The organism is Streptomyces sp. NPDC021096, from assembly GCF_040641275.1.
GTDB lineage: Bacteria > Actinomycetota > Actinomycetes > Streptomycetales > Streptomycetaceae > Streptomyces.
Genome location: NZ_JBFADG010000001.1, coordinates 267,234 through 293,613, shown reverse-complemented (window position 1 = coordinate 293,613; position 26,380 = coordinate 267,234). Strand labels below are relative to the sequence as shown.

Below are 26,380 nucleotides of genomic sequence, written 5' to 3'. Positions count from 1 at the left end.
GGAGCTCTCGATCAGGCCCAGGTGATAGTAGGACCCACTGTGGCAACTTACCGAGGCTTTACTCGGTTCCCGATTTCGGGCTCTCTCAGGGCACGATATTGACCATGTCCAGCAATACCGGTTCGAACCTTCCCGGCTCCCACGAGCCCGGCACCCCGATGGCCGCCAGTCCGCTGACGCGCGCTGTGCTCGAGATCGACGAGTACGCGTCCGGGCTCGGCTGGGACCAGCCCGCACGGCTGTTCGCCCTGGTCGACACGGCCAAGCTCCGCTCCCAGGAGCCCAACCTGGCCGCTCAGCTCGGCCTCGACGACGCCCCTTCCACGACCACTTCCTACACCCCCATCGAGCAGGAGGAGCTGCCCAAGGGCACCGCCCTCGACAAGTTCCTCGGCACCATCGCCTGGCCGGACGCGGTCGTGGGCTGCGCCCTGACCGTGGAGCGGCTGATGCTCCCGCCGTCGGCCGAGGCGTCCGTGCCCCACGGAATGAACGACAAGCAGCTGGCCGCGTGGGTCGCCAAGCACCCGGACCGCCAGGAGGTCCGGATGACGGTGGCGGTCCTGCGCGACGGCGCGCGCGAGTCGGCCCTGCGGCTGCGCGAGAAGGACTCGCCGACCGAGGTCCTCACCGGCGCCGACCTGGTGCCGGGCCTCGCGGAGGCCCTTGCCGCCACGTTCGCGGACTAAAGCGGACCAAAGGCGCCATCACCGCAGGGGGGCGGGGCCGGTCAGCGTGTCGCGCACTGCGGCAGGCCGGCCGTGTCCCCCTTGCGGAGCTTCTCCAGGGACTGCATCGCGTCCTTCATCGTGTCGACCTTGATCAAGGTCAGACCCGAGGGGGTGTCCTTCGCGGCGGCCGCGCAGTTGTCCTTCGGGGTCAGGAAGTAGCGCGCGCCCTTGGAGCGGGCCCCCACCGTCTTCATCTCGATGCCGCCGATCGGCCCGACCTTGCCGGTCTCGTCGATCGTCCCCGTGCCGGCGATGAACTTCCCGCCGGTCAGGTCCTCGGGCGTGAGCTTGTCGACTATGCCCAGGGCGAACATCAGCCCGGCGCTCGGGCCGCCCACATCCGCCAGCTTGATGTTGATGGAGAACGGGAAGGTGTGGTCCGTCCCCGCCTGGATGCCGACGATGGCCCGGCTGTCGTCGGCGGCCTTGTTCGTGGTGAGGGCGACGGTGTCCTCCGCCTTCGGCTGCCGCTTCTCCTTCTCCGCGGCGGCCGCCTCCTTGGCGGGCACGACGAGGAAGGTCACCTTCTCGCCCGGCTTGTGCCGGGTCACCAGCCGGGCGACGTCCCCGGGCTCCTTGATCTCCGTGCCGTCCACGGCCTTGATCACATCGCCGGCGTGCAGCGCCCCCTCGGCGGGGCTGCCCTTGACCACGGAGGACACCACGACGCGCGTGCCGACCGGGATGCCCAGCTGCTTCAGGGCCGCGACCTTGGCGCTCTCCTGGGACTGGCTGAATTCCTCCGCCGTCTCCTGGTTGAGCTCGTCAGGGGACTTGTCGTCGGGGTAGAGGGTGCTGTGCGGAACGACCAGATTGTCGTGCGCCAGCCAGCCGTAGACCGCCTCGACCAGATTCATCCGGTACTGCGAGCCGGTCACCCGGACCGTCGTCATGTTGAGGTGACCGGTGGTCGGGTACGTCTTGTGCCCGGAGATCTGCAGCACCGGCTCGCCGCCGTGCTCACCCAGCGTGTTGACCGTGGGGCCCGGGGACATCTCCGAGTAGGGCACGGGAATCAGCACGCCTGCGCACAGGAGCGCGATCAGCATAAGAAGGGAGGCGAGCATCGTCGCTGTGCGGCGGGGCATGGAACGACAGTACGGGACGGGTCCGACAGTCCACTTCCGGGGCGGTCCGTACGGGGCAGATACCGGCCGCTCCGCTCAGGCGGCGGTCAGGAACCGGACTCGGTCCGCTCCATCGCCCGCCTGAACTTCTCATAACCCGCCAGTTCCGCGACATCCCCGGCCTTGCGGTTCCGGGCCGCCCAGCTCCCCCACAGGGCGGCGACGACGGCCGCACCCACCGGAATCAGCAACCAAGCAAGCGCCGCCATGCCGGCCTCCGACCCCATACGCGATCACAACTGAACTGATGAGCAGATTAGTCGTCTTCGGTCTCAACGCTTACGTCAGGGTGCCGGTTACGCAACCAGGGACGGTCCGTAAGTGGGCGACTTTGACGCTCCCCGGACGGGGGCTAGATCCCCACCCACTCCTCGGCCCCGTCGGCGAACCTCTGGTGCTTCCATATCGGCACCTCGCTCTTGAGGTCGTCGATCAGTCTTCGGCACGCCTCGAACGCCTCCGCCCGGTGCGGGCAGGAGACGGCCACCACCACGGCCAGGTCCCCGACGGCCAGCTCCCCCACGCGGTGCACCGCGGCCATCGCCCGCACGGGGAAGTCCGCCGCGACCTTCTCCGCGACGCGGCGCAGCTCGGCCTCCGCGGTGGGGTGCGCCGAGTAGCCGAGTGCCGAGACGTCCGCGCCGCCGTCGTGGTCACGCACGGTGCCCACGAAGAGCGCGGTGCCGCCCGCGGCGTCGTCGCCGACCGCCGTGAAGACCTCGTCCAGGGACAGCGGGGCGTCCCGGACCGCGAGGAGCCGGATGGGGTCCGCGGCCGCGAGTTCGCCGGGGTGGTCGTGGGTGCGCGCCATACGGTCCATCGTGCCGTACGGGACCGGCCGCGGGGAACGGCGGTTCGACCAGTTTTCGTGCGCCCCGCTCCGTGCGCTTCTACGGGCCCTTCACGGCCCTACAGCCGGCGGCGGGCCTTACGGGCCCGGCGCACCAGTGCGGCGGTGCCCAGCAGCGCGACAGTGGCGCCGGCGGCGCCCGCGGCGGTGGCGTCCTTGCGGCCCAGCCGGCGGCCGGCGACCGTGTGCCGGCCCGCGACCTCGTCGAGCAGCTCCGCGAGGACCTCCTCGTTGGTCCACTGGGGCCGCCAGCCGGCGTCGTGGAGGCGGTGGCCGCTGACCACCCAGGGGTGCATCGTGTATTCCAGGTCACCGGCCGGCGACGGGGTGAGGCCCAGGCGGTGCAGGCGCGAGGCGGCGCCGAGGGCGACGGCCGAGGGCAGCTCCATGCGCCGGATGCCGGTGAGCTCCTCGACCTCTTCCTGCTCGAGCCAGCCGTCGCAGCCGACGGCCAGCTCACCCTCGGCCTTCTCCAGAGCGGCGAACTCCAGCGCGCTCACCAGGTCCTCCACGTGGCAGAACTGCCAGGTGGGCCGGGATCCGGCGACCACCAGGAGGCGGGGCGACTCGAAGTAGCGGGTCAGTGCGGTGTCGGTGCCGCCGACCAGGACGGCCGGGCGCAGCACCGTGACGTTCAGGCCGGGGTGCGCCCGGGGCGCGCGCCTGGCCAGCCGCTCTATCTCCAGCAGGTCGCCCACGCCCGTCGCCTCCGCGGTCGCCCGCAGCTCGGCGTCCTCGGCGAGGGGCACGTCGTTGTCGGGGCGGGCCCCGTAGACCATGGCGGAGGTGCACAGCACCACCCGGTGCACGCCGGCGGCCGCCGCGGCCGTCAGCACGGTCTGTGTACCGCGCACGTTGTAGGCGGTGCGGGCGGCGGCGTCGGTCTCCAGGTCGAGGTCGAGCGCGAGGTGGACGACGACGTCGACGCCCCGCAGCTTCTCGGCGATCACCGGGTCGCGGACGTCGAGGACGTGCCATTGCGCCTCGCTCACGTCTCCGCGGCGCTCGTCGATGGCCACGACGTGCTTGATCTCCTCGGACGCGGCGAGCCGCCGCGTGAGCAGCGCGCCGACGCCACGGGCAGCGCCGGTGACCGCGACGACTGGCCGTCGGCCGTGCGGGGTCGTACTGTCCAGCGCGGAACCGTTTCGCGCTGCGCGAACTTCTCGGTCGGGGGAACTCACCGGGCGTCTCCAGCGGTTGTCTTCAGTACGTATGTGCCATCACGTTTGTCATGACGCGTACGTACCAGGTGACGTCCATCCTGCCGCAGGCCCCGGGCGAGCGGAGCACCAAGCCCGGATAGCGGCGAGGTGTCTACGCTTGGTGGTGTTGTCGGGCATTTCGCCGCCGGTCCACAGCCGGCGGCCCTACGAGCCGAGGAAACCCGTGAGTGACACCCCATTCGGATTCGGTCTTCCGCCGGAGGAGCCGGAGAACGGCGACGACGGCAAGAAGAAGGGCGGCGGCCAGGGCGGCCAGGGACCCGCGAATCCGTTCGGGTTCGGCGGGCCCGCCGGCGGTGGGGACAACCCCTTCGCCGCGATGTTCGGGTCCATGAACCCGGGCGATCTTGGTGCCGCCTTCCAGCAGCTCGGGCAGATGCTCTCCTACGAGGGCGGCCCGGTGAACTGGGACATGGCCAAGGACATCGCGCGCCAGACCGTGGCCCAGGGCACGGCGGACGGCAGCAAGGACGCCAGCGTCACGGCCGGCGAGCGGGCCGCGGTCGAGGAGGCCGTGCGCCTGGCCGACCTGTGGCTGGACGGCGTGACGTCGCTGCCGTCGGGCTCGGGCACGGCCGTCGCCTGGAGCCGCGCGGAGTGGGTCGAGGCGACCCTGCCGGTGTGGAAGGACCTGGTGGACCCGGTCGCCGAGCGCGTCGGGGCGGCCATGGGCGGTGTGCTGCCCGAGGAGATGCAGGCCATGGCGGGCCCGCTGCTCGGGATGATGCGCAGCATGGGCGGTGCCATGTTCGGCACCCAGATCGGCCAGGCCGTGGGCGTGCTGGCGGGCGAGGTGGTCGGTTCGACCGACATCGGCCTGCCGCTGGGCCCTGCGGGCAAGGCGGCGCTGCTGCCGGTGAACATCGAGGCGTTCGGCTCCGGCCTGGGCGTCCCGCAGGACGAGGTGCGGCTGTACCTGGCCCTGCGCGAGGCCGCCCACCAGCGGCTCTTCGCCCACGTGCCGTGGCTGCGCTCGCATCTGTTCGGTGCCGTCGAGGGCTACGCCCGCGGCATCAAGGTCGACACCTCCAAGCTGGAGGACGTCGTCGGCCAGCTCGACCCCTCGCACCCGGAGCAGCTGCAGGAGGCTCTCCAGCAGGGCATGTTCCAGCCGGAGGACACCCCGGAGCAGAAGGCCGCGCTGGCCCGCCTGGAGACCGCGCTCGCGCTGGTCGAGGGCTGGGTGGACGCGGTCGTGCACGCGGCGGCCGCGCCGCATCTGCCGTCCGCCGGCGCGCTGCGCGAGACGCTGCGCAGGCGCCGCGCCTCCGGCGGCCCGGCGGAGCAGACCTTCGCCACGCTGATCGGCCTGGAGCTGCGTCCCCGCCGGCTGCGGGACGCCTCCCGGCTGTGGGCCTCGCTCACGGACGCGCGCGGCCTGGAGGGCCGTGACGGCCTCTGGGAGCACCCGGACATGCTGCCGACGGCCGCGGATCTGGACGACCCGGACGGGTTCGTCCACCGTGAGCACCTGGACTTCTCCGAGATCGACAAGATGCTCGGCGAGGCCGCGAAGGGCTCCGCGGAGAAGAAGTCCGACGAGGGCGACCAGGGCGAGGGCGACGAGAAGAAGTGAGCCTTCACGAGAACGCGGTCCTCGTCCTGAAGGAGTACGGGGACCAGCAGGAGCTGCGTGGCCTGTACCTGGACCACCTCGCCGCGCACCCGGACGGGATGTGGAAGCCCTGCCAGGCGGGGCACGTCACGGCGAGCGCCCTGGTGATCGATCCGGCACAGGGCAGGGTGCTGCTCACGCTCCACCGCAAACTGCGGATGTGGCTCCAGATGGGCGGCCACTGCGAGCCCGGTGACGCCACGCTCGAGGAGGCCGCGCTGCGCGAGGCCACCGAGGAGTCCGGTATCGCGGGCCTGACGCTGCTGCCGGGCGGCCCGGTGCGGCTGGACCGGCACCCGATTCCGGTGCCCTGCAACTGGCATCTGGACGTCCAGTACGCGGCGCTGGTGCCGGAGGGCGCGGAGGCGGCCATCAGCGACGAGTCGCTGGACCTGCGCTGGTTCCCCTATGAGGAGGTCGCCGGCGTGGCCGACGACTCCGTCGTCCAGCTGATGCGGCGGACGCTCGCGCACCTCTAGGAGTCATGGGTAAGGGGCGCCACTCATTGGGTGGCGCCCCTTACCCATGGGCTCAGTTGGACCAGATGTTGCCCTGGTTCTGGCCGTGCGCGCCGTTCTGGCCGAAGCCGTACTGCGCGGCGAGGCCCTGGCCGATCTGCGTGCCCTGCGGCGGCAGCAACTCACTGGGCTGGACCAGTACGTAGCCCTGGCCCTGGAAGCTGAGCTCCCAGCCCTCGCCCGTGCTGCCGCGTCGCCGCCACACGCTCGAGGACGACGTCTGCGCCTGCATGTTGACGCGCAGCGAGGACGACCAGGCGACGACCGCGTCGGCGTCGGCGTAGACGTAGTTGTGCCCCGTGGAGTGGAGCATCAGCGGCTGTCCCGAGGTCATCAGCGCGACCTTGCCCTGGCCGGTGATGTTGAGGTTGTACGCGCCGGTGCCGGAGATGCCCTGCTGGCTGTCCACCGCGACCGTCTCCCAGTGCAGGGTGGAGTCCAGCGCGAGGACGTACGAACCGTCCACGGTCAGCCCCTGGCGGTCCACGTCGACGACGTGGACGTGCTGGCCGAGGTTGGCGAGGAAGACCGTGCCCTGGCCGGAGCAGCGCATCAGATCCAGGCCTTCGCCGGTGTGCGCCTGCGCGTACTGCTGGGTGCGCGTGCGGTATTCGCCGTCGAACTCGATGAGGCCCTGGTAGGCGACCATCGAGCCCTTGCGGGCGAGCACGTCGTCGTGTCCGGTGAGCGCCACGCGCAGCATCTGCGGGTTCTGCAGGGCGTAGCGGTCCTGCGTCTGGGCCTCGGTGTGGCCGAAGAGCGGGCTCTGCATGTCTGTCGTCGTCCCCTCAGCCCCGGGCCCGGAGCCGGTCGGTGCTGTCCTCGCTGGGCTGTACCACCACGAATCCCTGGCCAGAGAAGCCCAGTTGGTACGCCTCGCCGCTGCCGCGGCCGATCATCGAGGAAGCCTTGAAGCTGCGCTTCCCCTTCATCCGCAGATTGCTGGACCAGGCGACGAGGGCGTCGGGGTCCACGTACGTCTCGTCCTCGCCGCTTCCGCAGTCGACGACGATGGGCGCGCCGCGCGAGGTCAGCGCGACCCAGCCGGTGCCGCTGACGGCGACGTTGAACAGGCCCTGGCCGGCGAACTTGGCCATGCCCTTGACGCGTTCGACGCCCCACTGCAGGTGTGCGTCGAAGGCGAGCAGGTTGGTGCCGTTGACGGAGACGGATTCCCCGTTGAGGTTGATGCAGACGACGTCCGCGCCGTAGTCGGCGAGGTAGAGGATGCCGTCACCGGTGCACTTCATGAGGGGCGCGCCCTCGCCGGTGAGCCACTGGGAGGCCATCTGGCGGACGGCGGGGGCGTTCGCCTCGTACTGGATGTAGCCCTCGTAGGCGACCATCGAGCCGGTGCGGGCGAACAGGTCGTGGCCGCTCTGCATGGCGACCTTGAGCATGCTGCTGCCGTGGTTCTCCATGCGGGCGGCGGGCGGGGTCGGGGCGTGGCCCGAGATCAGCGACTGGTCCATGACGGGCTCCCTCAGACCTCGTAGGGCTGGACGACGATGAAGTTTCCGGGCGCGCCGCGGAATTGGAGATTGACGGTCTCCCCGCTGTGGCCCGGGTAGGAGTTGCGGCGCAGCCGCACCTGGCTGGAGATGACGACCTGGGCGGCCGCCGACCAGGCGACGATGGCGTTGCTGTCGGCGTAGGTGGTCGGGGTGACCGGCAGCACCACCGGGGTGCCGTGCGTCTTGACGACGACGGTGCCGCTGCCCTGGAACTGCATGGTGAACAGCGCGCCGCCGGGGATGCCGTGACCCTCGATCCGGCGGACCTCGTGGTGCAGCGACTCGTCGAAGGCGAGCACGGCGTCCGCGGAGACGCAGATCGCGTCGTTCTCCAGCTGGATGGGGTGGACGTGCGCGGAGTTCTCGGCGAGGAAGACCTGCCCGCGGCCCGTGCAGCGCATCAGCTGCATCTCCTGGCCGGTCGCGTTGCCGACGATGCGGCCCATGAAGCCGGCGCCCTTGTAGCTGAAGTCGACCTTGCCCTGGTAGAGGACCATGCTGCCCTGCCGGGCGAGCACGGGCTGCGGGTCGGCGCCCAGGTCGACGCGGATGAGGCTGTGGTTCTGCAGGGTCCAGCGCTGCCCGTTGGGCGCCTCGCGGTACTTGTCGAAGGCTCCCTGGACTCCGGGGGCGACGGGGGCCGCGCCGACGCCCTGCGGCGCCGCGACGGGCGCGGGGGCTCCGTACGGGGCCGGCTGACCCGGGTAGGGCGGGGCGGGCTGCGGGGGCGCGACCGGCTGACCGTAGGACTGCTGGGCCGGGTAGCCGTGGGCGGGCGCCGGCTGGCCGTGCGGGGCGTGCTGGCCGGGCACTCCGGGCGGGCCGGGGGGCGGCGGGACGACGCCGCCCGCCGGGGTCTGGCCGCCGGAGAAGAACCCGGGGGGCGCGAGGGGCGCGGCCATGGTCGGTGCCATGTGCGCCTGCGGGGCGGGCGCGGGCGGCGGGGGCGGGGTGCTGCCGGGCGGGGGTGCGAAGCCCTGCGCGGGCACAGGCGCCGGGGCCGGAGCCGGGGCGACGGGCGCCGCGGGAGCCGCCTGGGCGGCGGCGGGCGGTGCGAAGGCGGGAGGCGCACTGGCCTGCGCCGGAGGCGCGAAGGAGGGGGCGGCCGCCGCCGGGGCGGGCGCGGGCTCCTCCTCTTCCAGCACCTCGCCGCCGAAGTTCCTCAGCAGCGCTTCCAGACCACCGTCGAAGCCCTGCCCGACGGCGGCGAACCGCCAGACGTCCTTCAGGTAGAAGTCGCCCAGCATCACCGCGCGCTCGGTGCTGAACTCGGCACCGGTGAAGGAGTAGCGGGCCACCTCCACGCCGCCCGCGACGACACGGAGGTAACCGGGGCCGACCTGCGACATCTGGCCCGCGCCGTCCACCGTCGCGGTGAAGGAGAGCTTGTGGATGTGCGCGGGGATCCGGTCGAGGGTGACGCGGAAGGACTCCGTGTCCCCCGCCTGCGCCCCGAGCTGCTGGATCGCCTCCTCGGGCGACTTCGGCTGGTTGAAGAAGATGAAGTACCGGTCGTCGGAGAGCCGCTCGGCGGCGTCGAGGCCGAAGCAGCTGATGTCGAAGGACAGACCGGGGCCGCCGATCTGCACTCCCACGTACAGATCGGTCCCCGCCGTCAGGTCAGTGATCTTGGCCTTGTGGCCGCGCTGGAATTCCCTGGACATGCGTGACGACCGTCCCCCATCCGAACCTGTGGTGAATGCGTTGCGCCAGGCTAACGGCTGATACCGACAGGACGTGATTCCGGGGCGGGCCCGTCACTCGCTGCGGGCGCCGGGAAGATGGGGCAGCCGGTCCGCGGAGACCACGCCCTCGAGGTATCCGCGGGCGCGCTCGGTGCGCGGGTAGGACTCCAGGAGCCGCCAGAACTCGGGGCCGTGGCCCGGTACGAGCAGATGCGCCAGCTCGTGCAGGAGGACGTAGTCGACGACGTACTCGGGCATGCCCTGGAGGCGGTGCGAGAGGCGGATGCTGCCCTCGGCGGGGGTGCACGAGCCCCAGCGGGTGTTCTGGTTGGTCACCCAGCGGACCGAGTCGGGGCGCGCCCGGCCGTCCAGATACTGCTCGGAGAGGCGGCGGGCCCGCTCGGCGAGCTCGGCGTCGCCCAGCATCCGCTTGCTCTCCTGCGCCGCGAGCTTGTCGAGCATCACGGTGACCCAGCGCTGTTCCTCGGCGTCCGACATGCGGGCGGGGATGAGGACGATCGTGCGGTCGCCCTCGCGGTAGGCGGAGACCGTCCTGCGCCGGCGCGCGCTCCGTCGGACCTCGACCGCACGGGCCTCCGGGGCCGCCTGGAGCGGGCTCGGAGCGCTGCGCGGTGGTCTTGCGGCACTGTGCAGGGGGTCGACGGGCACGAGCCCGACGTTACCCGCTGGCGGTGCGGGAAGTCCCGCCCCTCCGTCGGTTGTCGGGGGAAACACCCGCAGTTCGCAGGGCTTGTACGACAATCACTCCGCACCTGTGGATAACTTCGCGCGGTGACCGGCCGGGGCGGGCAAGCTGAGGTCCGACCGAGGGGGGAACCATGCAGACGACGTCCTTGAGCTCCACGCCGACCATGCCCGCCGCGCCCACCGCGCCCGTCACGGATTCCGCGGCCGCTGCCCTGCCCGTGCCCGCCGGGGCCGCCGCGGGCTTCGCGCATCCGATGGTCAAGCCCGCGCTGCGGCGCTCCTGGCGGAACCGGGACATGGTGCAGTTCGGGATCGCGCCCGCGCACGCGGTGGTCGTGGGGCCGGTGGACACGGCGACCGGCGCCTTCCTCGGCCTCCTCGACGGGACGCGCGGCATGCCGCTGCTGCGTGAGGAGGCGCGCGGCATGGGGTTGCCGGAGGGCCGCGCGGACGCACTGGTGGAGCGGCTGGGCGAGGCCGGGCTGCTCGACGACGCGCGGGGCGGCGGGGAGGGGGCCGCCGCGTTGCGGAGCCGGGGCGGCGCCCTGGAGCGGCTGCGGCCGGACCTGGCGTCGCTGTCGGTGCTGCACTCCGGGCCCGGGGCGGCGATGCGGCTGACGGCGGCGCGGCAGGCGATGCGGGTGCAGGTGCGGGGTGCCGGACGGGTGGGGGCGGCCGTGGCGGCGCTGCTGTCGGCTTCGGGGGTGGGCCGGGTCGACGTGCTGGACGGCGGTCGCGTCGAGCCGTGGGACGTCTCGCCCGCGGGGGTGGGACCCGAGCGGACCGGGGAGCGGCGGGACGCCGCCGCGCGGCAGGTGGTCCGGCAGGTCGCGCCCGTGCCCCGGCCGCGGGCCCGGGGCGGCGGGGCGGGGACGGACCGCGCGGGAGCGGAGGCCGAGCCGCCCCTGGCCCTGGTGGTCCTCGCGCCCCGCGACGGCCTCGCCGCCTACGCGCCGGATCCCCTGACGGCACATGAGCTGGTCTCCTCCGGTACACCCCATATGTACGCGGGGGTGCTGGAGGCCACCGGGGTGGTGGGGCCGCTGGTGCTGCCGCGGGTGTCGGCGTGCGCGGGCTGCGTTGAGCTGGGGCGGGCCGACCGGGACACCGCGTGGCCCCGGATGCTCGCCCAGTGGAAGTCCGGCCGCTCCTCGGGGGTACCGTCGTGCGACATGGCACTGGCCACGGTCGTGGCGGGGCTGACCGTGGCGCGGGCGCTCGCCTTCCTCGACGGTGGGTCCACGTCGGGAGCGGGGGTCCGGCTGGAGCTGGCACTGCCGGGTCCGGCCTGGTCTCCCCGGCCCGTCGAGCCGCATCCGCGGTGTCCGTGCGGCGCGGCGGGTTCCGGGCATCCGGATCCGCCGCGGTCACAGGGGCACCACACGGGACAATGACCCGGTAACCGCCGTCCGCGGCGTGGCTGTTCAGCTAGTTGGAGGGGCGCATGTCTGATCTACCCCGCAAGGCGGTCACCCGTACCGCCAAGTTGGCCGCGCTGCCGTTGGGGTTCGCCGGGCGAACGGCGCTCGGGCTGGGAAAACGCATCGGCGGACGGCCGGCGGAGAAGATCGCCGCGGAGCTGCAGCAACGCACCGCGGAACAGCTCTTCGCCACGCTCGGGCAGCTCAAGGGGGGTGCCATGAAGCTCGGTCAGGCGCTGTCCGTCTTCGAATCGGCGCTCCCCGAGCAGATCGCCGGCCCCTACCGGACGGCACTGACCAAGCTCCAGGAGGCCGCGCCGCCGATGCCGACGAAGTCGGTGCACGCGGCGCTGACGGAGCGGCTCGGGGAGGACTGGCGGGATCTGTTCCTGGAGTTCGACGACCAGCCGTCGGCGGCGGCCTCGATCGGCCAGGTGCACCGGGCGGTCTGGCACGACGGACGCGAGGTCGCGGTCAAGGTGCAGTATCCGGGGGCGGGCGAGGCGCTGCTGTCGGATCTGACCCAACTGGGCCGGTTCGCCAAGCTGCTGGGGCCGCTGGTGCCCGGCATGGACATCAAGCCGCTCATCACCGAGCTGCGCGACCGGGTGTCCGAGGAGCTGGACTACAAGCTGGAGGCCCGGGCCCAGAGCGCGCACGCACGGGAGTTCGCCGATGATGCCGATGTGACGGTGCCGGACGTGGTCCACCAAAGCGACCAGGTGCTGGTGACGGAGTGGCTGGAGGGGGTGCCGCTGTCCGAGGTGATAGCGCACGGCACCCAGGAGCAGCGGGACCGGGCCGGTCAGCTGCTGGCCCGCTTCCTCTTCTCGGGAGCGGCCCGCACGGGCCTGCTCCACGCCGACCCGCACCCGGGCAACTTCCGGCTCCTGACCGGCGACGCCCCGGACGGGCCGCCGGAGAAGTGGCGGCTGGGGGTGCTGGACTTCGGCACGGTCGACCGGCTGCCGCAGGGGCTGCCCGTCGAGATCGGGACGGCGCTGCGCATGACGCTGGACGGGCAGGCGGACGAGGTCCATGAGCTGCTGCGCGGGGAGGGCTTCGTCAAGCCGGAGATCGAGCTGGACCCGGGGGCGGTGCTCGACTATCTGCTGCCGATCATCGAGCCGGCGCAGGTGACGGAGTTCACGTTCACCCGCGACTGGTTGCGCGCCCAGGCGACGCGGATCGCCGATCCCCGCTCCCCCGCGTACCAGCTGGCCCGGCAGCTCAATCTGCCCCCGGCGTATCTGCTGATCCACCGGGTGACGATGAGCACCATAGGGGTGCTGTGCCAGCTGGGTGCCACGGTGCGGCTGCGCGAGGAGATGGAGGCATGGGTGCCCGGCTTCGCGGCGGAGCCCCGGACTCAGGACACGCCCGCCTGACGGCGGGGCCCGTCCCCGCCGTCAGATGCGGGTGGGCTCACCACCAGGACGAGTCGAGCCGGCCTTCGATCGATCTGATGTTGGCTCGGGCGCAGTCGTCGCAGAAGTAGCGACGGCTGCCGTTCTCGACGGAGCAGGTCCAGGTCGGCGGTGCGCCGTCGGGGGCTGCCTTGCCACAGCGAGCGCAGGTGACGTTCTCGGTGGCCTCAGGGTCCAACTGCACTGGTTCATGCGACTTCCGGTCCACTCCCAGACGATATCCCCGCGGGCGGGCCGGGAGCGGGTGGCGCACCCAACGCGGCGCGGGGCCGGTCCGAACGGACCGGCCCCGCGAGGGCTCACTGCATGACGGCCATGGCCAGAGCGCGACGCGCGCGCAGCGAGGCGCGCTCGGCGCGGCGCTGCATACGCCGGGCGGCGGCCAGCCGTACGGCCTTGCGTTGGGACTCCGCCTCCCGCAAGCGGTCGTGCATATGCGCACGAGCCAGGGCTTCTGGGATGAGTTGCATTTCGAGGTTCCTGTTCTGGCGCGAGGCGATCGCGCTGAAGGCATCAAGGGTGGGGGTGCTGGAGCCGAACGGCTCGGGGGACGGGCGCTGCATCGTCGGGTCCTGCTTCTTGGGGTCGTGCGTCGTGGGGCGGTCGATGGTGCCGGTGGTGATCATGCGTTGACCGGGTTCTTGCGCGGACGGCCACGGGGCCGCTTGCGGGCGACGACCACGCCCTGGACGAACAGTTCGCCGCCCCAGACGCCCCACGGCTCACGGCGGTCCTTGGCGCCGGCGAGGCAGGCCGCCACCAGCGGGCAGGTCTGGCAGAGCGACTTGGCGTACTCCACGTCCGCCGGGGACTCGGCGAAGAAGACCTCCGGGTCATAGCTGCGGCAGGGGACCGGGACGCCGAGGTTCTCGATCGCGTCGTCGAGGTCGGTCAGGGCGGTGAGGGGGTTCAAGGTGTCCTCCGTGGGGACAGGCGGGGGGATCAGGTCGGTCGCTACTGACGGGGTGTGTGCCTTGAGTTGCACGGTGTGTCATTCCTCGTCTGTTGTTCCGGCTGGTGGCCGGGCTGGTTTCCCCAGGCTTGGGGGCAAACAAAAGGGCCGCGGATCCCGGTGTGGGTTCCGCGGCCCTGGAAGGTGCCGACCTGATCGCGCCGATCAGGCTGGATCTCTCCAGGGTTCGAGCCCACGGAAGGCCCACGTCTTGGGAAGGTGGTGCAGTGCGTTCGGGGATCCGGCGCCATTGGCCGCCGCTGCCGGGGCATAGGCCTGTGCCTGTGCCGCTGCTGCTGCCCTTACCTCGGACGCGTTGACCGGTCGCTGTTCGAGACGAACCGAGGTGTCACCGGACAGACCGGTGCCCTGGAACGGGCCGAAGGTAAAGCCGAGCATGCTGGCGGAGCCGACCTGGCGATCGGTCATTTTGTTGCTGGCGATGAAGCTGATCATTGTCTCCGCCTCCCTTCGGCGTCTTCGGGGACTGGTCGAAACCAGTCCAGGTCTTCGGTTCAGTACAGCACGGATCCAACGAATCCCGGTAGTACCGCAGAGCCGTCGTTTCCCTGCTCGGAAGGCTATGGGTAGGCCGTCCGCGTGCGCAAACTATTTTTCCGGAGATTCTTCGGAGGCGTCCTGGGACGCCTCTTCCGAGGCCGGCTCCTCGCCTGCGCACAGGGCCAGGACGTCGGCTCCGAACCTGCCGAGCTTCCGTGCCCCGACACCAGAGATGCCCGACAGCTCCGATTCGGTTCCCGGAACGGCCTCGGCAATCGCGAGCAGTGTCTTGTCGGTGAAGACGCAGTAGGCGGGCTGGCCCAGCTGCCGGGCCTGCTCGGCCCGCCAGTCCCGCAGCCGTTCGTACAGCGCTTCGTCGAGGTCGCTGGGGCAGTCCTCGCAGCGCATCAGTTTGATCTCGCCCGCGTCGGTCAGCGTCCGCCCGCAGACCCGGCAGCGCGCGGGCCCGCGCCGCTTGCGGGCGGCCCCCCGCTCGATGCCGCCCTGCCCGACGGCCGCGCCCGGGGAGCCGGGGCGCGGGGCCGCGGAGCCCGGTCGCAGGCCGTTCAGGAAGCGGGTGGGCCGCCGGGAGGGACGGCCGCCGGGGGTGCGGGAGAGCGCCCAGGAGAGGGAGAGGTGCGAGCGGGCCCGGGTGACGCCCACATAGAGCAGCCGGCGCTCCTCCTCCACCTGCTCGTCGGTCTTGGCGTAGGTGATGGGCAGCATGCCCTCGGTGAGCCCGACGAGGAAGACGGCGTCCCACTCCAGGCCCTTGGCCGCGTGCAGTGAGGCGAGCGTCACACCCTCCACCGTCGGCGCGTGCTGGGCACTGGCCCGCTCGTCGAGTTCGGCCACGAGATCGGCGAGGGTGGCGCCCGGCCTGGCCCGCACGAAGTCCTCGGCGAGCCGCACCAGCGCCGCCAGGGACTCCCAGCGGTCACGCACCGCGCCCGAGCCGGCGGGGGGCTCGCTCGTCCAGCCCCGGGTGCTCAGCACCGCGCGGACCTGCGAGGGCACGTCCTCGGCGGCGGCCATCTGAGGGTCGGAGTGACCTCCGGCCCGGGCGGCGCCGCGCAGCAGCAGCCCGGCCTCGCGCACCTCGGGGCGCTCGAAGAACCGCTCGGCACCCCGCAGCTGATAGGGCACGCCGGCGTCGGCCAGGGCCTGTTCGTAGACCTCGGACTGGGCGTTGATGCGGTAGAGGATCGCGATCTCGCTCGCGGGCACCCCGGCGTCGATGAGGTCCCGCACGCGGCGGGCCGTGCCCTCGGCCTCGGCGGGCTCGTCGGCGTACTCGCCGTAGACCGGCTCGGGGCCCGCGTCGCGCTGGGAGATCAGCTCCAGCCGGTGCTCGGCGGCGCGGCCGCGGGCCTGGGAGAGCAGGCCGTTGGCCAGGTGCACGACCTGGGGTGTGGAGCGGTAGTCGCGCACGAGCTTGACGACCGTGGCACGCGGATGGCGGGTGCGGAAATTGAGCAGGTGGTCGGGGGTGGCGCCGGTGAAGGAGTAGATCGTCTGGCTGGCGTCGCCGACCACGCACAGATTGTCCCGGTCCCCCAGCCACAGCTCCAGCAGCCGCTGCTGCAGCGGGCTGACGTCCTGGTACTCGTCGACCACGAAGTGCTGGTACTGGCGGCGCACGGTCTCGGCGATGTCGTGCCGGTCCTGCAGCACGCCCACCGTCAGCAGCAGGACGTCCTCGAAGTCGATCACGCCGCGGTCGCGCTTGAGCTGCTCGTACATGCCGTAGATCCGGGCGATCTCGGCGGGGTCGCGGGGGACCTCGCGGCCGGACTTGGCGGCGGCGGCCGGATAGTCCTCGGGCACGGTCTGGGTGACCTTCGCCCACTCGATCTCGGCCGTCACGTCGCGCAGCTCGTTGCGGTCCAGCCGGACCCCGCAGCGGGCGGCCCCCTCCGCGACGATCTGCACCTTGCGCTCCACCAGCCGGGGCAGCTCCCCGCCCACGGCCTTGGGCCAGAAGTACTGGAGCTGGCGCAGCGCGGCCGAGTGGAACGTACGCGCCTGGACGCCGCCCGCGCCGAGCTGGCGCAGCCGGCCGCGCATCTCGCCGGCGGCGCGGTTGGTGAACGTGACGGCGAGCACACTCGAGGGCTGGAGCACTCCGGAGCGGACGCCGTATGCGATGCGGTGGGTGATCGCGCGCGTCTTGCCCGTACCGGCTCCGGCCAGCACGCACACCGGTCCGCTCAGGGCCGTGGCCACCTCGCGCTGCTCGGGGTCGAGCCCGTCGAGCACCGCGTCGGCGGAGGCCGGCGCCTGAGGGAAGAGAGTGGAGTGCGTTGCTGATGTCACCCCGCCATGCTGCCAGGTCGGCGGAGGCGACCGGGAATGTTGTCCACAGGCGGGCCGGCGTGGTCCTACTAATGCGACTGGTACTACTGGAGGGAATGGCCGCGTACAGGTGCGCGTTAGACCTCCGGAAACAGCACCGACGAATTCGAGGAAAAGGAGCGCGGGTCGCATGTCGAGCAGCGTGACGATGTACAGCACCACCTGGTGCGGCTACTGCCGCCGGCTGAAGAGCCAGATGGAGCGCGAGGGCATCACGTACAACGAGATCAACATCGAGCTCGACGCCGACTCCGCGGCGTTCGTCGAGAAGGCGAACGGCGGAAACCAGACGGTTCCCACCGTTCTCTTCCCGGACGGCTCCACGCTCACCAACCCCTCGCTGGCCCAGGTGAAGGCCAAGATCGGCGTCTGAGCGGGGTCGCCGGGCCCGTTAGGGCAGCGGCTCGCCGTACCAGAGCTCGATCAGTCGGGCCGCGATCGAGATGCCGGTCGGAGGCAGGACCTCCCCGGACGCGAACGCGGCCCGCAGCTCTTCCCTGGAGAACCAGCGCGCCTCGTGGATCTCCTCGCCGTCCACCTGGATGTCGGAGGACGTGGCCCGCGCCATGAAGCCGAGCATGAGGCTGGACGGGAAGGGCCAGGGCTGGCTCGCGACGTACTCCACCTCGCCGACGGTCACGCCCGCCTCCTCGGCGACCTCCCGGCGCACCGCCTGCTCGATGGACTCGCCCGGCTCGACGAAGCCCGCGAGCGTCGAGAAGCGGCCCTCCGGCCAGTGCATCTGGCGGCCCAGCAGCGCACGGTCCTTCTCGTCCGTGACCAGCATGATCACGGCCGGGTCGGTACGCGGGTAGTGCTCCGCGCCGCAGGCCGCGCAGCGGCGGATGTGGCCGGCGGCCGCGATGACCGTGCGCTCGCCGCAGCGCGAGCAGAAGCGGTGCAGCCGCTGCCAGTTCTCCAGGGCGACCGCGTGGACGAGCAGGCCGGCGTCGCGCGGGGACAGCAACAGGCCCGCCTCGCGCAGCCCGGCCGGGCGCGCGGACTGGTCCATGCGGCCCGGCAGCGCGTCCTTCTGCAGCGCGAAGTAGGCCACTCCGTCCTCGTCCTGGCCGAGGAAGTAGCGGTGCGTCTCGGTGACGGGCGCCTCGAAGGCCGGCGTCATCACCAGCTCCGTACGGCCGTCGGGGGTGTCGTCGATCAGCGCCTGACCGCCGGAGACCACGAAGACCCGCGTCGAGGGGTGGCTCCACGCCGCGGAGATCCACGCCTCGTCCAGGCGGTGGTGCGCGGCGCGGTCGATGCCGCTGGCACCGCTGAGCGTGATGGGCCGGGTGGCTGCGAATTCGGTCCAGGTGGTCACGGCTGCTTCCAACTCCCCCTACGGATGGTGGTGGTGCGTGTGCGTCACGGGCGCGGCCTGTGCGTTACGGGGCGGCGGCCTGTGTGGTGCGGCGCGGCCCGTGCGTCATGGGCTCGGCCGCCGGTCGGGGCGTCCGCTCGCGGCGAGGTCGCCCCACAGGTAGGCGGCGGTCTCGACGCCCTTCATGAGGAGGTCCAGCTCGACCTTCTCGTTGGGCGCGTGCCAGCCGTCCGAGGGCACCGAGATGCCCAGGAACAGCACGGGTGCGCCGAGCGCGTCCTGCAGGTCGGCCGCGGGGCCCGAGCCGCCCTCGCGCGTGAAACGGATCTTCTGCCCGAAGGCGCGGCCCATGGCCCGTACGACGGACTGCAGGGCCGGGTGGTCCAGCGGGGTCAGGCAGGGGCGGGTCGCGCCCCAGAAGGTGACCTCGTGCCGGATCCCCTCCGGCAGTGCGGCCGCCACCCACGCGCTCACGGACTGCTGGACGCGGTCCGCGTCCTGGCCCGCGACCAAGCGGAACGACAGCTTCAGCTGGGCCGTCGACGGCACGATCGTCTTGCCGCCGGGGCCCTGGTAGCCACCGCCGATGCCGTTCACCTCGGCGGTGGGGCGGGCCCAGACGCGCTCCAGCGTGCTGTAGCCGGCCTCGCCGAGGGCGCCGTGCGAATGCGCGGCGCCCAGCCAGCGCTTCTCGTCGAACGGCAGCTCCGCGAACAGCTCGCGCTCCGCCTCGGTCAGCTCGACTATGCCGTCGTAGAAGCCCGGGATCGCCACCCGGCGGTCCCCGTCGTGCAGGGCGGCGGCCAGGCGGGCGGCCTCGGTGGCCGGGTTCGGCACCGCGCCGCCGAACGAACCGGAGTGGATGTCCTGGTCCGGGCCGTACAGGTCGATCTGGCAGTCGGTGAGGCCGCGCATGCCGGTGCACACGGTCGGGGTGTCCTCCGACCACATGCCCGTGTCCGAGACGATCACCGCGTCGCAGGCGAGACGGTCGGCGCGGGCGTGGACGAGGGCCGGGAAGTTCGGCGAGCCGGACTCCTCCTCGCCCTCGATCAGCAGCTTGAGGTTGACGGCGGGCGCCGTGCGGCCCGTGGCGGCCAGGTGGGCGCGGACGCCCAGGGTGTGGAAGAACACCTGGCCCTTGTCGTCGGCGGCGCCGCGCGCGTACAGCCTGCCGTCGACGGTCGTCGGCTCGAAGGGGTCCGTGTGCCAGCCGTCCTCGCGGGCCGCGGGCTGGACGTCGTGGTGGCCGTAGACCAGGACCGTGGGGGCGTCCTCCTCGCCGGAGGGCCACTCCGCGAAGACGGCGGGGGCGCCGTCGGTGCCGGGGGCACCGGGGGCACCGTCGGTGCCCGTCTCCCCCGTCTCCCAGACCTCCACCGTCGGGAAGCCCGTCTCCTTGAGCTTCGCCGCCAGCCACTGCGCGCTGCGCCGTACGTCGGCCGCGCGGGCCGGGTCGGCCGACACCGACGGGATGCGCAGCCACTCGGCGAGGTCGTCGAGGAACGCGGCGCGGTGGGCGTCGATGTACGCGCGGACGGCGGTGTCCGGGGTGTTGCTCATGACATCGAGCCTATCCGCCAACGCGGTGTGACCATGACCGGGTTTCGTCATCCTTCCTCCCCCAGGAGGATCTTCTCCAGCCCCGCGCGGTCCGGGAGGGCGTCCGGGCGGACCGTCTCGCCGTCGCGTACGTACACGAAGGCGGCCCCTACGGACGACAGGGGGACGCCGCGCTGTTCCGCCCAGGCCAGGCGGTAGATCGCCAGCTGGAGGGGGTCGGCGTCCTGGGTCCTGGCCGTCTTCCAGTCGACGATCTCGTAGCGCTCGCGGTCGTCCCCGCCCACGCCCCTGTAGACCGCGTCTATCCGGCCTCGGATCAGACGGCCCGCGAGGGTGAGCTGGAACGGCGCCTCCACGCGGTACGGGGTGCGGTGGGCGTACGGGGTGCGCTCGAAGGCCTCCTTGAGCTCGGCCAGGTCGCGCTCGTCCTCGATCTCCGGGGCGTCCTCCGGGGTGTCGGTCTCCCAGAGCTCGTCGGGGCCCGGGAAGGGGAGCGGAACCTCCTCGAAGCGGGACTCGACCCAGGCGTGGAACCGGGTGCCCCTGCGGGCGGCGGGGCGGGGCCTGCGCGGCATGGGGCGGGCCAGGTCGCGGGCGAAGGCGTCCGGGTCGTCGGCCAGGGCTACGAGCTGCGTGGCCGTGAGGGACGCGGGTACGACGACGTCGCGCACCGTGGCCCGGGCGCGCTTGAGCTCTGTGGCCAGGGCGGTCAGGTCGCGGTCCCAGGAGGCCAGGGTGCGGGTCTCCTCGGGGAGCAGGTCCGTGGTGGTGCGGGGCCGGGGCGGGACGGGCCCTTCTGGGGCTGCATGATTTACGGCCGCTTCTGTCTCCTGGGCAGCGAACCCCGACCGCGGCCGCACATCACGCTTTACGCCCCTGCCAGGGCCCGTCCCGCCCCGGCCCCTCCCGGCCGTCCGCTGCTGCGGGAACAGTTCTTCTTCTTTCGCCTGCGGGCGCGTTGTCGGGAGGGAATCCCACTCCGGTAGGTCCTCCTCGTACTCCTCCTCCGGTGGGGGCCAGTCCGGGTCGTGGGCCTTCTCGGGGGCCGGAGATTCCAGGTGCTCCAAGTGGGTCAGCACCGCCTCCGCCGCCTCTCGGCGGCGGCGCAGGGACGTGGGGTCCAGCGGCAGGGGCCAGGAGTGGTCCATGGCCTCCTCCTGGAGGGCCGGGTTCCTGGCGTCCTCCTCGGGGCGGTCCGCCCAGGCCTCGATCTCGCCGTGGCCCGCCTCGCAGTGTTCGCGCAGGGCCTCCAGGAAGGCCGACGGGCCGCGGGGCTTCACCTGGTTCGGGCCCCACCAGTGGGCGGAGCCCAGGAGGAGGGAGCGGGGGCGGGTGAAGGTGACGTAGCCGAGGCGGAGTTCCTCGGTGTGCTGGTGGGACTTCATGGCGGCCTTGAAGGCCGTCAGGCCCTTGCTGTCCCAGGAGCGGACGTCGGGCAGGGTGTCGGCGTCGCCCCGCAGGGCGTGCGGGAGGACCTTGGGCTGGGAGGTCCAGAAGTCGCGGGACTGCTCGCTCGGGAAGGACTTCGCCACCAGGCCCGGCACCGCCACCACGTCCCACTCCAGGCCCTTGGACTTGTGCGCGGTGAGGATCTTGACGGTGTCCTCCCCGCCGGGGAGCGAGCTGTCCAGGCCCTTCTCGTACTGGGCCGCCGTGCGCAGGAAGCCCAGGAAGGCCTGCAGCGTCGCCTCGCCGTCCACGGCCGCGAAGCCCGCGGCGATGTCGAGGAACTGGGTGAGGGTCTCCCGGCGGCGGGCCGCCAGGGCGTGGGGGGAGGCGGAGAGCTCCACCTCCAGGCCCGTGGTGGCCAGCACGCGGTGGAGGACGTCCATCAGCGGGTCGCCCAGGCTGCGGCGCAGGTCGCGCAGTTCGGCCGCCAGGCGGGCGAAGCGGATGCGGGCCTCCGGGGAGAACGGCAGGCCGTCGTCGGAGGCGTCCGGGGTGAGGAAGGTGTCGAGGGCGTCCGCGAGGGAGATCACCTCGGCCGGGTCGACGCCCTCGACCGCTTCGGCCAGGCGTCGTTCGGGATCCGAGCCCGTGCTGCCGTAGGGCACGAGGGTGCGGGCGCGGCGGCCCAGCAGGGCCAGGTCGCGGTGGCCGATGCGCCAGCGCGGGCCGATCAGGAGGCGGACCAGGGCGGCGTTGGCCGTGGGGTCCTGGAGGACCTCGCAGACGGCGGTGAGGTCGGCGATCTCGGGCAGGTGGAGGAGGCCGGACAGGCCGACCACCTCCACGGGGATGTCGCGCTCGACGAGGGCGCCCTGGATCTGGGCGAAGTCGGTGGCGGTGCGGCACAGGACCGCGATGTCGCCGGGGCGGGTGCCGGTGCGGACGAGGTGGGCCAGGGAGCCGGCGAGCCAGTCGAGCTCTTCGGCGTGGGTGGGCAGCAGGGCGCAGCGCACCACGCCGTCGCGCTCGGCACCGGGGGCGGGGCGCAGCGCCTCGACGCCTTCGTGGCGCTCGCGGAGGTCGGTGGCGAGCTCGTTGGCCAGGTGGAGGAGGCGGCCGCCGCTGCGGCGGTTCTCGCTGAGGGAGTAGCGGTCGGCGGGGCGGCCGTCGGTGTGGGGGAAGTGGTCCGGGAAGTCGTCCAGGTTGGCCACCGAGGCGCCGCGCCAGCCGTAGATGGCCTGGCAGGGGTCGCCGACGGCGGTCACCGCGTGGCCCGTGCCGCCGCCGAACAGGCCGGCCAGCAGGAGGCGCTGGGCGACCGAGGTGTCCTGGTACTCGTCGAGGAGGACGACCGCGAACTGCTCGCGGAGGATGCGGCCCACTTCGGGCCGGCTGCCGGCGAGTTCGGCGGAGAGGGCGATCTGGTCGCCGAAGTCGAGGAGGTCGCGGGAGCGCTTCTCGCGGCGGTAGGACTCGACCAGGTCCAGCAGCTCCAGGCGGGCGCGGGCGGTGTCGGGCACCTTGCGCAGGTCCCCGTTGGTGAGCCGGGCGCCGTCCAGGGTGGTCAGCAGCTCCTGGTCGTACGCGCGCAGGCGGGCGGGGGGTACGAGGTGCTCGGCGAGCTCGCCGTCCAGGGCGAGCAGGTCGGGGACGAGGTCGGCGAAGGAGCGGGTGAGCGCGGGGTGCGGGCCCGGGGAGGAGCGCAGGACGCGGGCGGCGAGCTGGAAGCGGGTGGCGTCGGCGAGGAGCCTGGTGGTGGGTTCCAGGCCGATGCGCAGGCCGTGCTCCTTCAGGAGGCGGCCGGCGAAGGCGTGGTAGGTGGAGATCTGCGGGTCGCCGCCCGTGCCGCTCTCGTCGTACGGCTCCTGGGGGGCGATGCCGGCTTCGGTGAGGGCCTTGCGCACGCGCTCGGACAGCTCGCCGGCCGCCTTGTTGGTGAAGGTGAGGCCGAGGACCTGCTCGGGGGCGACCTGGCCGATGCCCACGAGCCAGACGACCCTGGCGGCCATGACGGTCGTCTTGCCCGAGCCGGCTCCGGCCACGATGACCTGCGGGGCGAGCGGCGCGGTGATGCAGGCCAGCTGCTCCGGGGTGAACGGGATGCCGAGGAGCTCCTTGAGCTGCTCGGGGTCGGTCAGGCGCGGGGTCACGCCCAAAACGCTAACGGGGGTCACTGACACTCACTCCACGATCTGCCGGCCCTCGGGCCGGGCGGTGCAGGAGGCCCGGAACGAGCAGTGCGTGCAGTGCTGGCCGGGGCGGGGGGCGAAGCGCTCGTCGAGCACCCGGCCGGCGGCCTCGGCGAGGAGGTCGCCGATCCACTCGCCCTCCCCCAGCGGTCCCTGGGCCTGGACCTTGGGGAGGGTGTCGCCGCCGTCCTTCTTCGCGGCGCCCTGGCGCAGCTGGACGAGTTCGGCGCCGCCGGCGGCGGGGCGGCCGTCGGGGAAGAGGTCGTCGACGGCGCCCTCCTCGACGGCGAGCTGGTAGACGGCGAGCTGGGGGTGGTGTTCGACGTCGTTCGCGGAGACCGTGCCCTTGCCGGTCTTGAAGTCGACGACATAGGCGCGGCCCTCGGCGTCGCGCTCCACGCGGTCCATGGAGCCGCGGATGCGCACGAGGTGGTCGGCCGCCTTCAGGGTGAGGTCGAAGCCGTGCTCGGTGGCGACGGGAGTGCGGCCGCCGCGTTCCATCACGTGCCAGCGCAGGAAGCGTTCGAGGGCGGCGCGGGCGTTCTCCTTCTCCTGCTGCGACTTCCAGGGGGCGTCGAAGGCGAGGGAGTCCCAGACCGATTCCAGGCGCTCCATCAGGACGGCGAGGTCGGCCGGGGTGCGGCCGGAGGCGACCTCGTCGGCGAGGACGTGCACGACGTTGCCGAAGCCCTGGGCGGCGGTGGAGGGCGCGTCGGCCTTCACCTCGCGGCCCAGGAACCACTGCAGCGAGCAGGTGCCGGACGTACCGGCCAGCTGGCCGACGGCCGATCCGGACAGTGCGAGGGGCCGGTCGGGGTCGCGCAGCGGCACGGTGCTGCGCGTCGGCTCGTCCAGGCCCCACCAGCGGTACGGATGCGCGGAGGGTACGAGCGGCTGGCCCTCGTCGTCGCGCAGGGCGGCGAGGGTGGCGAGGCGCTCGGCCGCGGCGGCGCGCAGGGCGTCGGAGGCGGCGGGGTCGACGGTGGTGGCGCGCAGTTCGGCGACGAGCGCGGAGACGGCCAGGGGGCGGCGGGGGCGCTGGGTTATGTCGACGGGCTCGGTGCCGAGTTCGGTCAGGAAGCGGGAGGGCTGGTCGCCGTCCTCTGCCGCCGCCTTGACGGCGGTGACGATCAGGCGCTCGCGGGCGCGCGTGGCGGCCACGTAGAACAGGCGGCGCTCCTCGGCGAGGAGCGCGCCGGGGCTCAGGGGCTCGGCGAGGCCGTCGCGCCCGATGCGGTCGGCCTCCAGGAGCGAGCCGCGGCGGCGCAGGTCGGGCCAGAGGCCCTCCTGGACGCCGGCGACGACGACGAGCCGCCATTCCAGGCCCTTGGAGCGGTGGGCGGTCATCAGCCGGACGGCGTCGGGGCGCACCGCCCGGTGGGTGAGGGTGTCGGCGGCGATGTCCTGGGCGTCGAGCTCGTCCAGGAAGTTCAGGGCGCCGCGGCCGCCGGTGCGCTCCTCGGCGCGGGCGGCGGTCTCGAAGAGGGCGCACACGGCGTCGAGGTCGCGGTCGGCGTTGCGGCCGGCGGCGCCGCCGCGGTGTGCCGCCCGCTGGAGGCGGGAGGGCCAGGGTGTGCCGTCCCACAGGGCCCACAGGGCCTCTTCGGCGGTGCCGCCGTTCGCGAGGAGCTCGCGGGCGGTGCGCAGGAGTGCGCCCAGGCGCTGGGCGCCGCGTGCGTACGCCGGGTCGTGCGCGACGAGGCGCTCGGGCTCGGCGAGGGCTTCGGCGACGAGGGTGTCCGAGGAGCGCGGCACGGCCTGGCCGGCGGCGCGTTCCTCGTCGCGCAGGGCGCGGCCCAGCCTGCGCAGGTCGGCCGCGTCCATGCCGCCCAGGGGGGAGGTCAGGAGGGTGAGGGCGGTCTCGGGCGCGAGCCACTGGTCTCCGGGCGGGGCGGAGGCCACCGCCCGCAGGGCGGTCAGCAGGGGGGCCACCGCCGGTTCGTGGCGCAGCGGGAGGTCGTCGCCGTCGACCTCGACCGGGACGCCCGCCGAGGTCAGGGCGCGGCGCAGGCCCGGTATCGAGCGGGAGCCGGCCCGGACCAGGACGGACATCTCGTGCCAGGGGACGCCGTCCTCGAGGTGGGCGCGGCGCAGGATGTCGGCGATGTTGTCGACCTCGCCGCCGGCGGTCGGGTAGGTGTACGCCTCCACGCGGCCGCCGTCCCGTACGGCGCCGAGCTCGCGGTGGGCGCGTACGGCCGCGGCCGGCAGGCGGGTGAGCGGCATCCGCCGGGTGAGCAGCCGGGTCGCGGCCAGCAGGCCGGCGCCCGAGCGGCGCGAGACGGTCAGGACCTCGACCGGCGCGGCGGAGCCGTCCGTGCGGGGGAATGCGTAGGGAAAGTCCAGAATGCCGTTGATGTCGGCACCGCGGAAGGCATAGATGGACTGGTCAGGATCACCGAAGGCGACGAGCGTCCTGCCGCCCCCCGCCAGCGCCCGCAGCAGCCGCACCTGGGCGGCGTCGGTGTCCTGGTACTCGTCGACGAAGACGGCGTCGTACCGCCGCGCGAGCCGCTCGGCGACCTCCGTGCGCTCCGCGAGCAGGACGGCCCGGTGCACGAGCTCGGCGTAGTCGAGGACGCCGCGCATGTCGAGCACGTCCAGGTACTGGGCCAGGAAGGACGAGGCGGCGAGCCAGTCCGGACGGCCGCCGCGCCGGGCGAAGTCGCCCAGGTCGCGCGCGCCCAGCCCCAGCTCGCGGCTGCGCGCGAGCACGGCCCGCACCTCGTCGGCGAAGCCGCGCGTGGTCAGGCAGGCGCGCAGCTCGTCGGGCCAGCGCACGCTGCTGCGGCCCTCGCGCTCCAGATCGACCTCGCCCGCGAGCAGCTCGCGGACCATGACGTCCTGCTCCGGCCCGGACAGCAGCCGCATCGGGTCGGCGAACAGGTCGACGTCCTGATGGGCCCGCACCAGCGCGTAGCAGTAGGAGTGGAAGGTGGTCGCCTGCGGCCCGTGCGCGCCGCCGAGCCGGGCCGCCATCCGGTCGCGCAGCTCCACGGCCGCCTTACGGCTGAAGGTCAGCACGAGGATGCGCTCCGGGTCGGTGCCCCGCCGCACCCGCTCGGCGACCGCTTCCACGAGCGTCGTCGTCTTGCCCGTTCCGGGCCCGGCGAGCACCAGCAGCGGCCCCTGCGCGTGGTCAACCACGGCACGCTGGCGGGCGTCCAGCTCAGGAAGGGCCACGGGGCCCGGCCGGGTGCGCACCAGGCGGTACGTACCCGGGGCGGGCCGGTGCGCCGAGCGGGAAGCGGGGGAGGAACTCACGTGGGTTGCCGGTCCTGGTGGGAG

At 72.9% G+C, this 26,380-nt stretch carries 23 protein-coding genes; 6 read left to right on the top strand and 17 right to left on the bottom strand.

Annotated features, from left to right (window positions below):
* Positions 1 to 104 precede the first annotated feature (104 nt).
* Positions 105 to 689 carry a PPA1309 family protein gene (locus tag AB0G59_RS01365; protein ID WP_360906775.1) on the top strand — a complete coding sequence of 195 codons (585 nt, stop codon included), beginning with the start codon at positions 105 to 107 and terminating at the stop codon, positions 687 to 689.
* Positions 690 to 730: 41 nt separating this feature from the next.
* Here AB0G59_RS01365 and AB0G59_RS01360 read toward each other — a convergent pair whose 3' ends face one another.
* The 4 genes from AB0G59_RS01360 to AB0G59_RS01345 all read right to left on the bottom strand — a co-directional run bounded on the left by AB0G59_RS01360 (position 731) and on the right by AB0G59_RS01345 (position 3,892).
* Positions 731 to 1,819 (bottom strand): PDZ domain-containing protein, encoded by a 1,089-nt coding sequence (locus tag AB0G59_RS01360; protein ID WP_360906773.1) that lies wholly within the window; start codon positions 1,817 to 1,819, stop codon positions 731 to 733.
* 86 nt (positions 1,820 to 1,905) lie between these two features.
* Positions 1,906 to 2,067, bottom strand: a complete 162-nt coding sequence (locus AB0G59_RS01355; protein WP_177338282.1) for a hypothetical protein — start codon at positions 2,065 to 2,067, stop codon at positions 1,906 to 1,908.
* A 143-nt stretch (positions 2,068 to 2,210) separates the two neighbouring features.
* Positions 2,211 to 2,669 (bottom strand): molybdenum cofactor biosynthesis protein MoaE, encoded by a 459-nt coding sequence (locus AB0G59_RS01350; protein WP_218182905.1) that lies wholly within the window; start codon positions 2,667 to 2,669, stop codon positions 2,211 to 2,213.
* A gap of 98 nt (positions 2,670 to 2,767) precedes the next feature.
* Entirely contained in the window at positions 2,768 to 3,892 is a 1,125-nt protein-coding gene (locus AB0G59_RS01345) for an SDR family oxidoreductase (protein WP_360906771.1), read from the bottom strand.
* 205 nt (positions 3,893 to 4,097) lie between these two features.
* On the opposite strand from AB0G59_RS01345, the gene AB0G59_RS01340 reads away from it, so the two are divergent.
* Positions 4,098 to 5,510 carry a zinc-dependent metalloprotease gene (locus AB0G59_RS01340; RefSeq protein WP_071963298.1) on the top strand — a complete coding sequence of 471 codons (1,413 nt, stop codon included), beginning with the start codon at positions 4,098 to 4,100 and terminating at the stop codon, positions 5,508 to 5,510.
* Entirely contained in the window at positions 5,507 to 6,028 is a 522-nt protein-coding gene (locus tag AB0G59_RS01335) for an NUDIX hydrolase (protein ID WP_360906770.1), read from the top strand. Before AB0G59_RS01340 ends, AB0G59_RS01335 begins: the two co-directional genes overlap by 4 nt.
* A 52-nt stretch (positions 6,029 to 6,080) precedes the next feature.
* Here AB0G59_RS01335 and AB0G59_RS01330 read toward each other — a convergent pair whose 3' ends face one another.
* From AB0G59_RS01330 to AB0G59_RS01315, 4 genes are all read right to left on the bottom strand, one after another.
* Positions 6,081 to 6,839 (bottom strand): AIM24 family protein, encoded by a 759-nt coding sequence (locus AB0G59_RS01330; protein WP_360906768.1) that lies wholly within the window; start codon positions 6,837 to 6,839, stop codon positions 6,081 to 6,083.
* 16 nt (positions 6,840 to 6,855) lie between these two features.
* A complete protein-coding gene (locus AB0G59_RS01325; protein ID WP_360906766.1) occupies positions 6,856 to 7,539 on the bottom strand; it encodes an AIM24 family protein in 684 nt (227 codons plus the stop codon).
* An 11-nt stretch (positions 7,540 to 7,550) separates the two neighbouring features.
* Entirely contained in the window at positions 7,551 to 9,245 is a 1,695-nt protein-coding gene (locus AB0G59_RS01320; protein ID WP_360906764.1) for a TerD family protein, read from the bottom strand.
* A 93-nt stretch (positions 9,246 to 9,338) separates the two neighbouring features.
* Complete coding sequence (locus AB0G59_RS01315; protein WP_360906762.1) at positions 9,339 to 9,935, bottom strand: M48 family metallopeptidase; 597 nt, start codon at positions 9,933 to 9,935, stop codon at positions 9,339 to 9,341.
* Between the two features lie 293 nt (positions 9,936 to 10,228).
* Here AB0G59_RS01315 and AB0G59_RS01310 point away from each other — a divergent pair, with 293 nt between their 5' ends.
* Together AB0G59_RS01310 and AB0G59_RS01305 are read left to right on the top strand one after the other, a co-directional pair.
* Positions 10,229 to 11,368 carry a ThiF family adenylyltransferase gene (locus tag AB0G59_RS01310; protein ID WP_360907542.1) on the top strand — a complete coding sequence of 380 codons (1,140 nt, stop codon included), beginning with the start codon at positions 10,229 to 10,231 and terminating at the stop codon, positions 11,366 to 11,368.
* A gap of 50 nt (positions 11,369 to 11,418) precedes the next feature.
* On the top strand, positions 11,419 to 12,783 hold the full coding sequence (locus AB0G59_RS01305; RefSeq protein WP_360906760.1) for an AarF/ABC1/UbiB kinase family protein: 1,365 nt from the start codon (positions 11,419 to 11,421) through the stop codon (positions 12,781 to 12,783).
* A 37-nt stretch (positions 12,784 to 12,820) separates the two neighbouring features.
* On the opposite strand, the gene AB0G59_RS01300 is transcribed toward AB0G59_RS01305, so the two are convergent.
* From AB0G59_RS01300 to AB0G59_RS01280, 5 genes are all read right to left on the bottom strand, one after another.
* Positions 12,821 to 13,000 carry a hypothetical protein gene (locus tag AB0G59_RS01300; protein WP_360907540.1) on the bottom strand — a complete coding sequence of 60 codons (180 nt, stop codon included), beginning with the start codon at positions 12,998 to 13,000 and terminating at the stop codon, positions 12,821 to 12,823.
* Between the two features lie 121 nt (positions 13,001 to 13,121).
* Entirely contained in the window at positions 13,122 to 13,448 is a 327-nt protein-coding gene (locus AB0G59_RS01295) for a hypothetical protein (RefSeq protein WP_360906758.1), read from the bottom strand.
* Entirely contained in the window at positions 13,445 to 13,807 is a 363-nt protein-coding gene (locus tag AB0G59_RS01290) for a WhiB family transcriptional regulator (RefSeq protein WP_360906757.1), read from the bottom strand. Before AB0G59_RS01290 ends, AB0G59_RS01295 begins: the two co-directional genes overlap by 4 nt.
* 132 nt (positions 13,808 to 13,939) lie before the next feature.
* Positions 13,940 to 14,230, bottom strand: coding sequence for a hypothetical protein (locus AB0G59_RS01285; protein WP_360906755.1), 291 nt, complete (start codon positions 14,228 to 14,230; stop codon positions 13,940 to 13,942).
* Between the two features lie 153 nt (positions 14,231 to 14,383).
* Positions 14,384 to 16,591, bottom strand: coding sequence for an ATP-dependent DNA helicase UvrD2 (locus AB0G59_RS01280; RefSeq protein WP_360906753.1), 2,208 nt, complete (start codon positions 16,589 to 16,591; stop codon positions 14,384 to 14,386).
* A 169-nt stretch (positions 16,592 to 16,760) separates the two neighbouring features.
* On the opposite strand from AB0G59_RS01280, the gene AB0G59_RS01275 reads away from it, so the two are divergent.
* On the top strand, positions 16,761 to 17,003 hold the full coding sequence (locus tag AB0G59_RS01275; RefSeq protein WP_071963288.1) for a mycoredoxin: 243 nt from the start codon (positions 16,761 to 16,763) through the stop codon (positions 17,001 to 17,003).
* Between the two features lie 18 nt (positions 17,004 to 17,021).
* Here AB0G59_RS01275 and nudC read toward each other — a convergent pair whose 3' ends face one another.
* The 4 genes from nudC to AB0G59_RS01255 all read right to left on the bottom strand — a co-directional run bounded on the left by nudC (position 17,022) and on the right by AB0G59_RS01255 (position 26,356).
* Positions 17,022 to 17,951, bottom strand: coding sequence for an NAD(+) diphosphatase (nudC, locus tag AB0G59_RS01270; protein WP_360906751.1), 930 nt, complete (start codon positions 17,949 to 17,951; stop codon positions 17,022 to 17,024).
* A gap of 105 nt (positions 17,952 to 18,056) precedes the next feature.
* On the bottom strand, positions 18,057 to 19,514 hold the full coding sequence (locus AB0G59_RS01265; RefSeq protein ID WP_360906749.1) for a M20/M25/M40 family metallo-hydrolase: 1,458 nt from the start codon (positions 19,512 to 19,514) through the stop codon (positions 18,057 to 18,059).
* A gap of 47 nt (positions 19,515 to 19,561) precedes the next feature.
* Complete coding sequence (locus AB0G59_RS01260; RefSeq protein ID WP_360906747.1) at positions 19,562 to 23,053, bottom strand: ATP-dependent DNA helicase; 3,492 nt, start codon at positions 23,051 to 23,053, stop codon at positions 19,562 to 19,564.
* Positions 23,054 to 23,083: 30 nt separating this feature from the next.
* On the bottom strand, positions 23,084 to 26,356 hold the full coding sequence (locus AB0G59_RS01255) for an ATP-dependent DNA helicase (RefSeq protein ID WP_360906744.1): 3,273 nt from the start codon (positions 26,354 to 26,356) through the stop codon (positions 23,084 to 23,086).
* Positions 26,357 to 26,380: the final 24 nt, after the last annotated feature.

Bases quoted from the DNA above. Each gene is read 5' to 3' on its own strand.
- AB0G59_RS01365 (WP_360906775.1), top strand. From the start codon at position 105: ATGTCCAGCAATACCGGTTCGAACCTTCCCGGCTCCCACGAGCCCGGC.
- AB0G59_RS01360 (WP_360906773.1), bottom strand. From the start codon at position 1,819: ATGCCCCGCCGCACAGCGACGATGCTCGCCTCCCTTCTTATGCTGATC.
- AB0G59_RS01355 (WP_177338282.1), bottom strand. From the start codon at position 2,067: ATGGCGGCGCTTGCTTGGTTGCTGATTCCGGTGGGTGCGGCCGTCGTC.
- AB0G59_RS01350 (WP_218182905.1), bottom strand. From the start codon at position 2,669: ATGGCGCGCACCCACGACCACCCCGGCGAACTCGCGGCCGCGGACCCC.
- AB0G59_RS01330 (WP_360906768.1), bottom strand. From the start codon at position 6,839: ATGCAGAGCCCGCTCTTCGGCCACACCGAGGCCCAGACGCAGGACCGC.
- AB0G59_RS01325 (WP_360906766.1), bottom strand. From the start codon at position 7,539: ATGGACCAGTCGCTGATCTCGGGCCACGCCCCGACCCCGCCCGCCGCC.
- AB0G59_RS01320 (WP_360906764.1), bottom strand. From the start codon at position 9,245: ATGTCCAGGGAATTCCAGCGCGGCCACAAGGCCAAGATCACTGACCTG.
- AB0G59_RS01310 (WP_360907542.1), top strand. From the start codon at position 10,229: ATGGTCAAGCCCGCGCTGCGGCGCTCCTGGCGGAACCGGGACATGGTG.
- AB0G59_RS01305 (WP_360906760.1), top strand. From the start codon at position 11,419: ATGTCTGATCTACCCCGCAAGGCGGTCACCCGTACCGCCAAGTTGGCC.
- AB0G59_RS01295 (WP_360906758.1), bottom strand. From the start codon at position 13,448: ATGATCACCACCGGCACCATCGACCGCCCCACGACGCACGACCCCAAG.
- AB0G59_RS01285 (WP_360906755.1), bottom strand. From the start codon at position 14,230: ATGATCAGCTTCATCGCCAGCAACAAAATGACCGATCGCCAGGTCGGC.
- AB0G59_RS01275 (WP_071963288.1), top strand. From the start codon at position 16,761: ATGTCGAGCAGCGTGACGATGTACAGCACCACCTGGTGCGGCTACTGC.
- AB0G59_RS01265 (WP_360906749.1), bottom strand. From the start codon at position 19,514: ATGAGCAACACCCCGGACACCGCCGTCCGCGCGTACATCGACGCCCAC.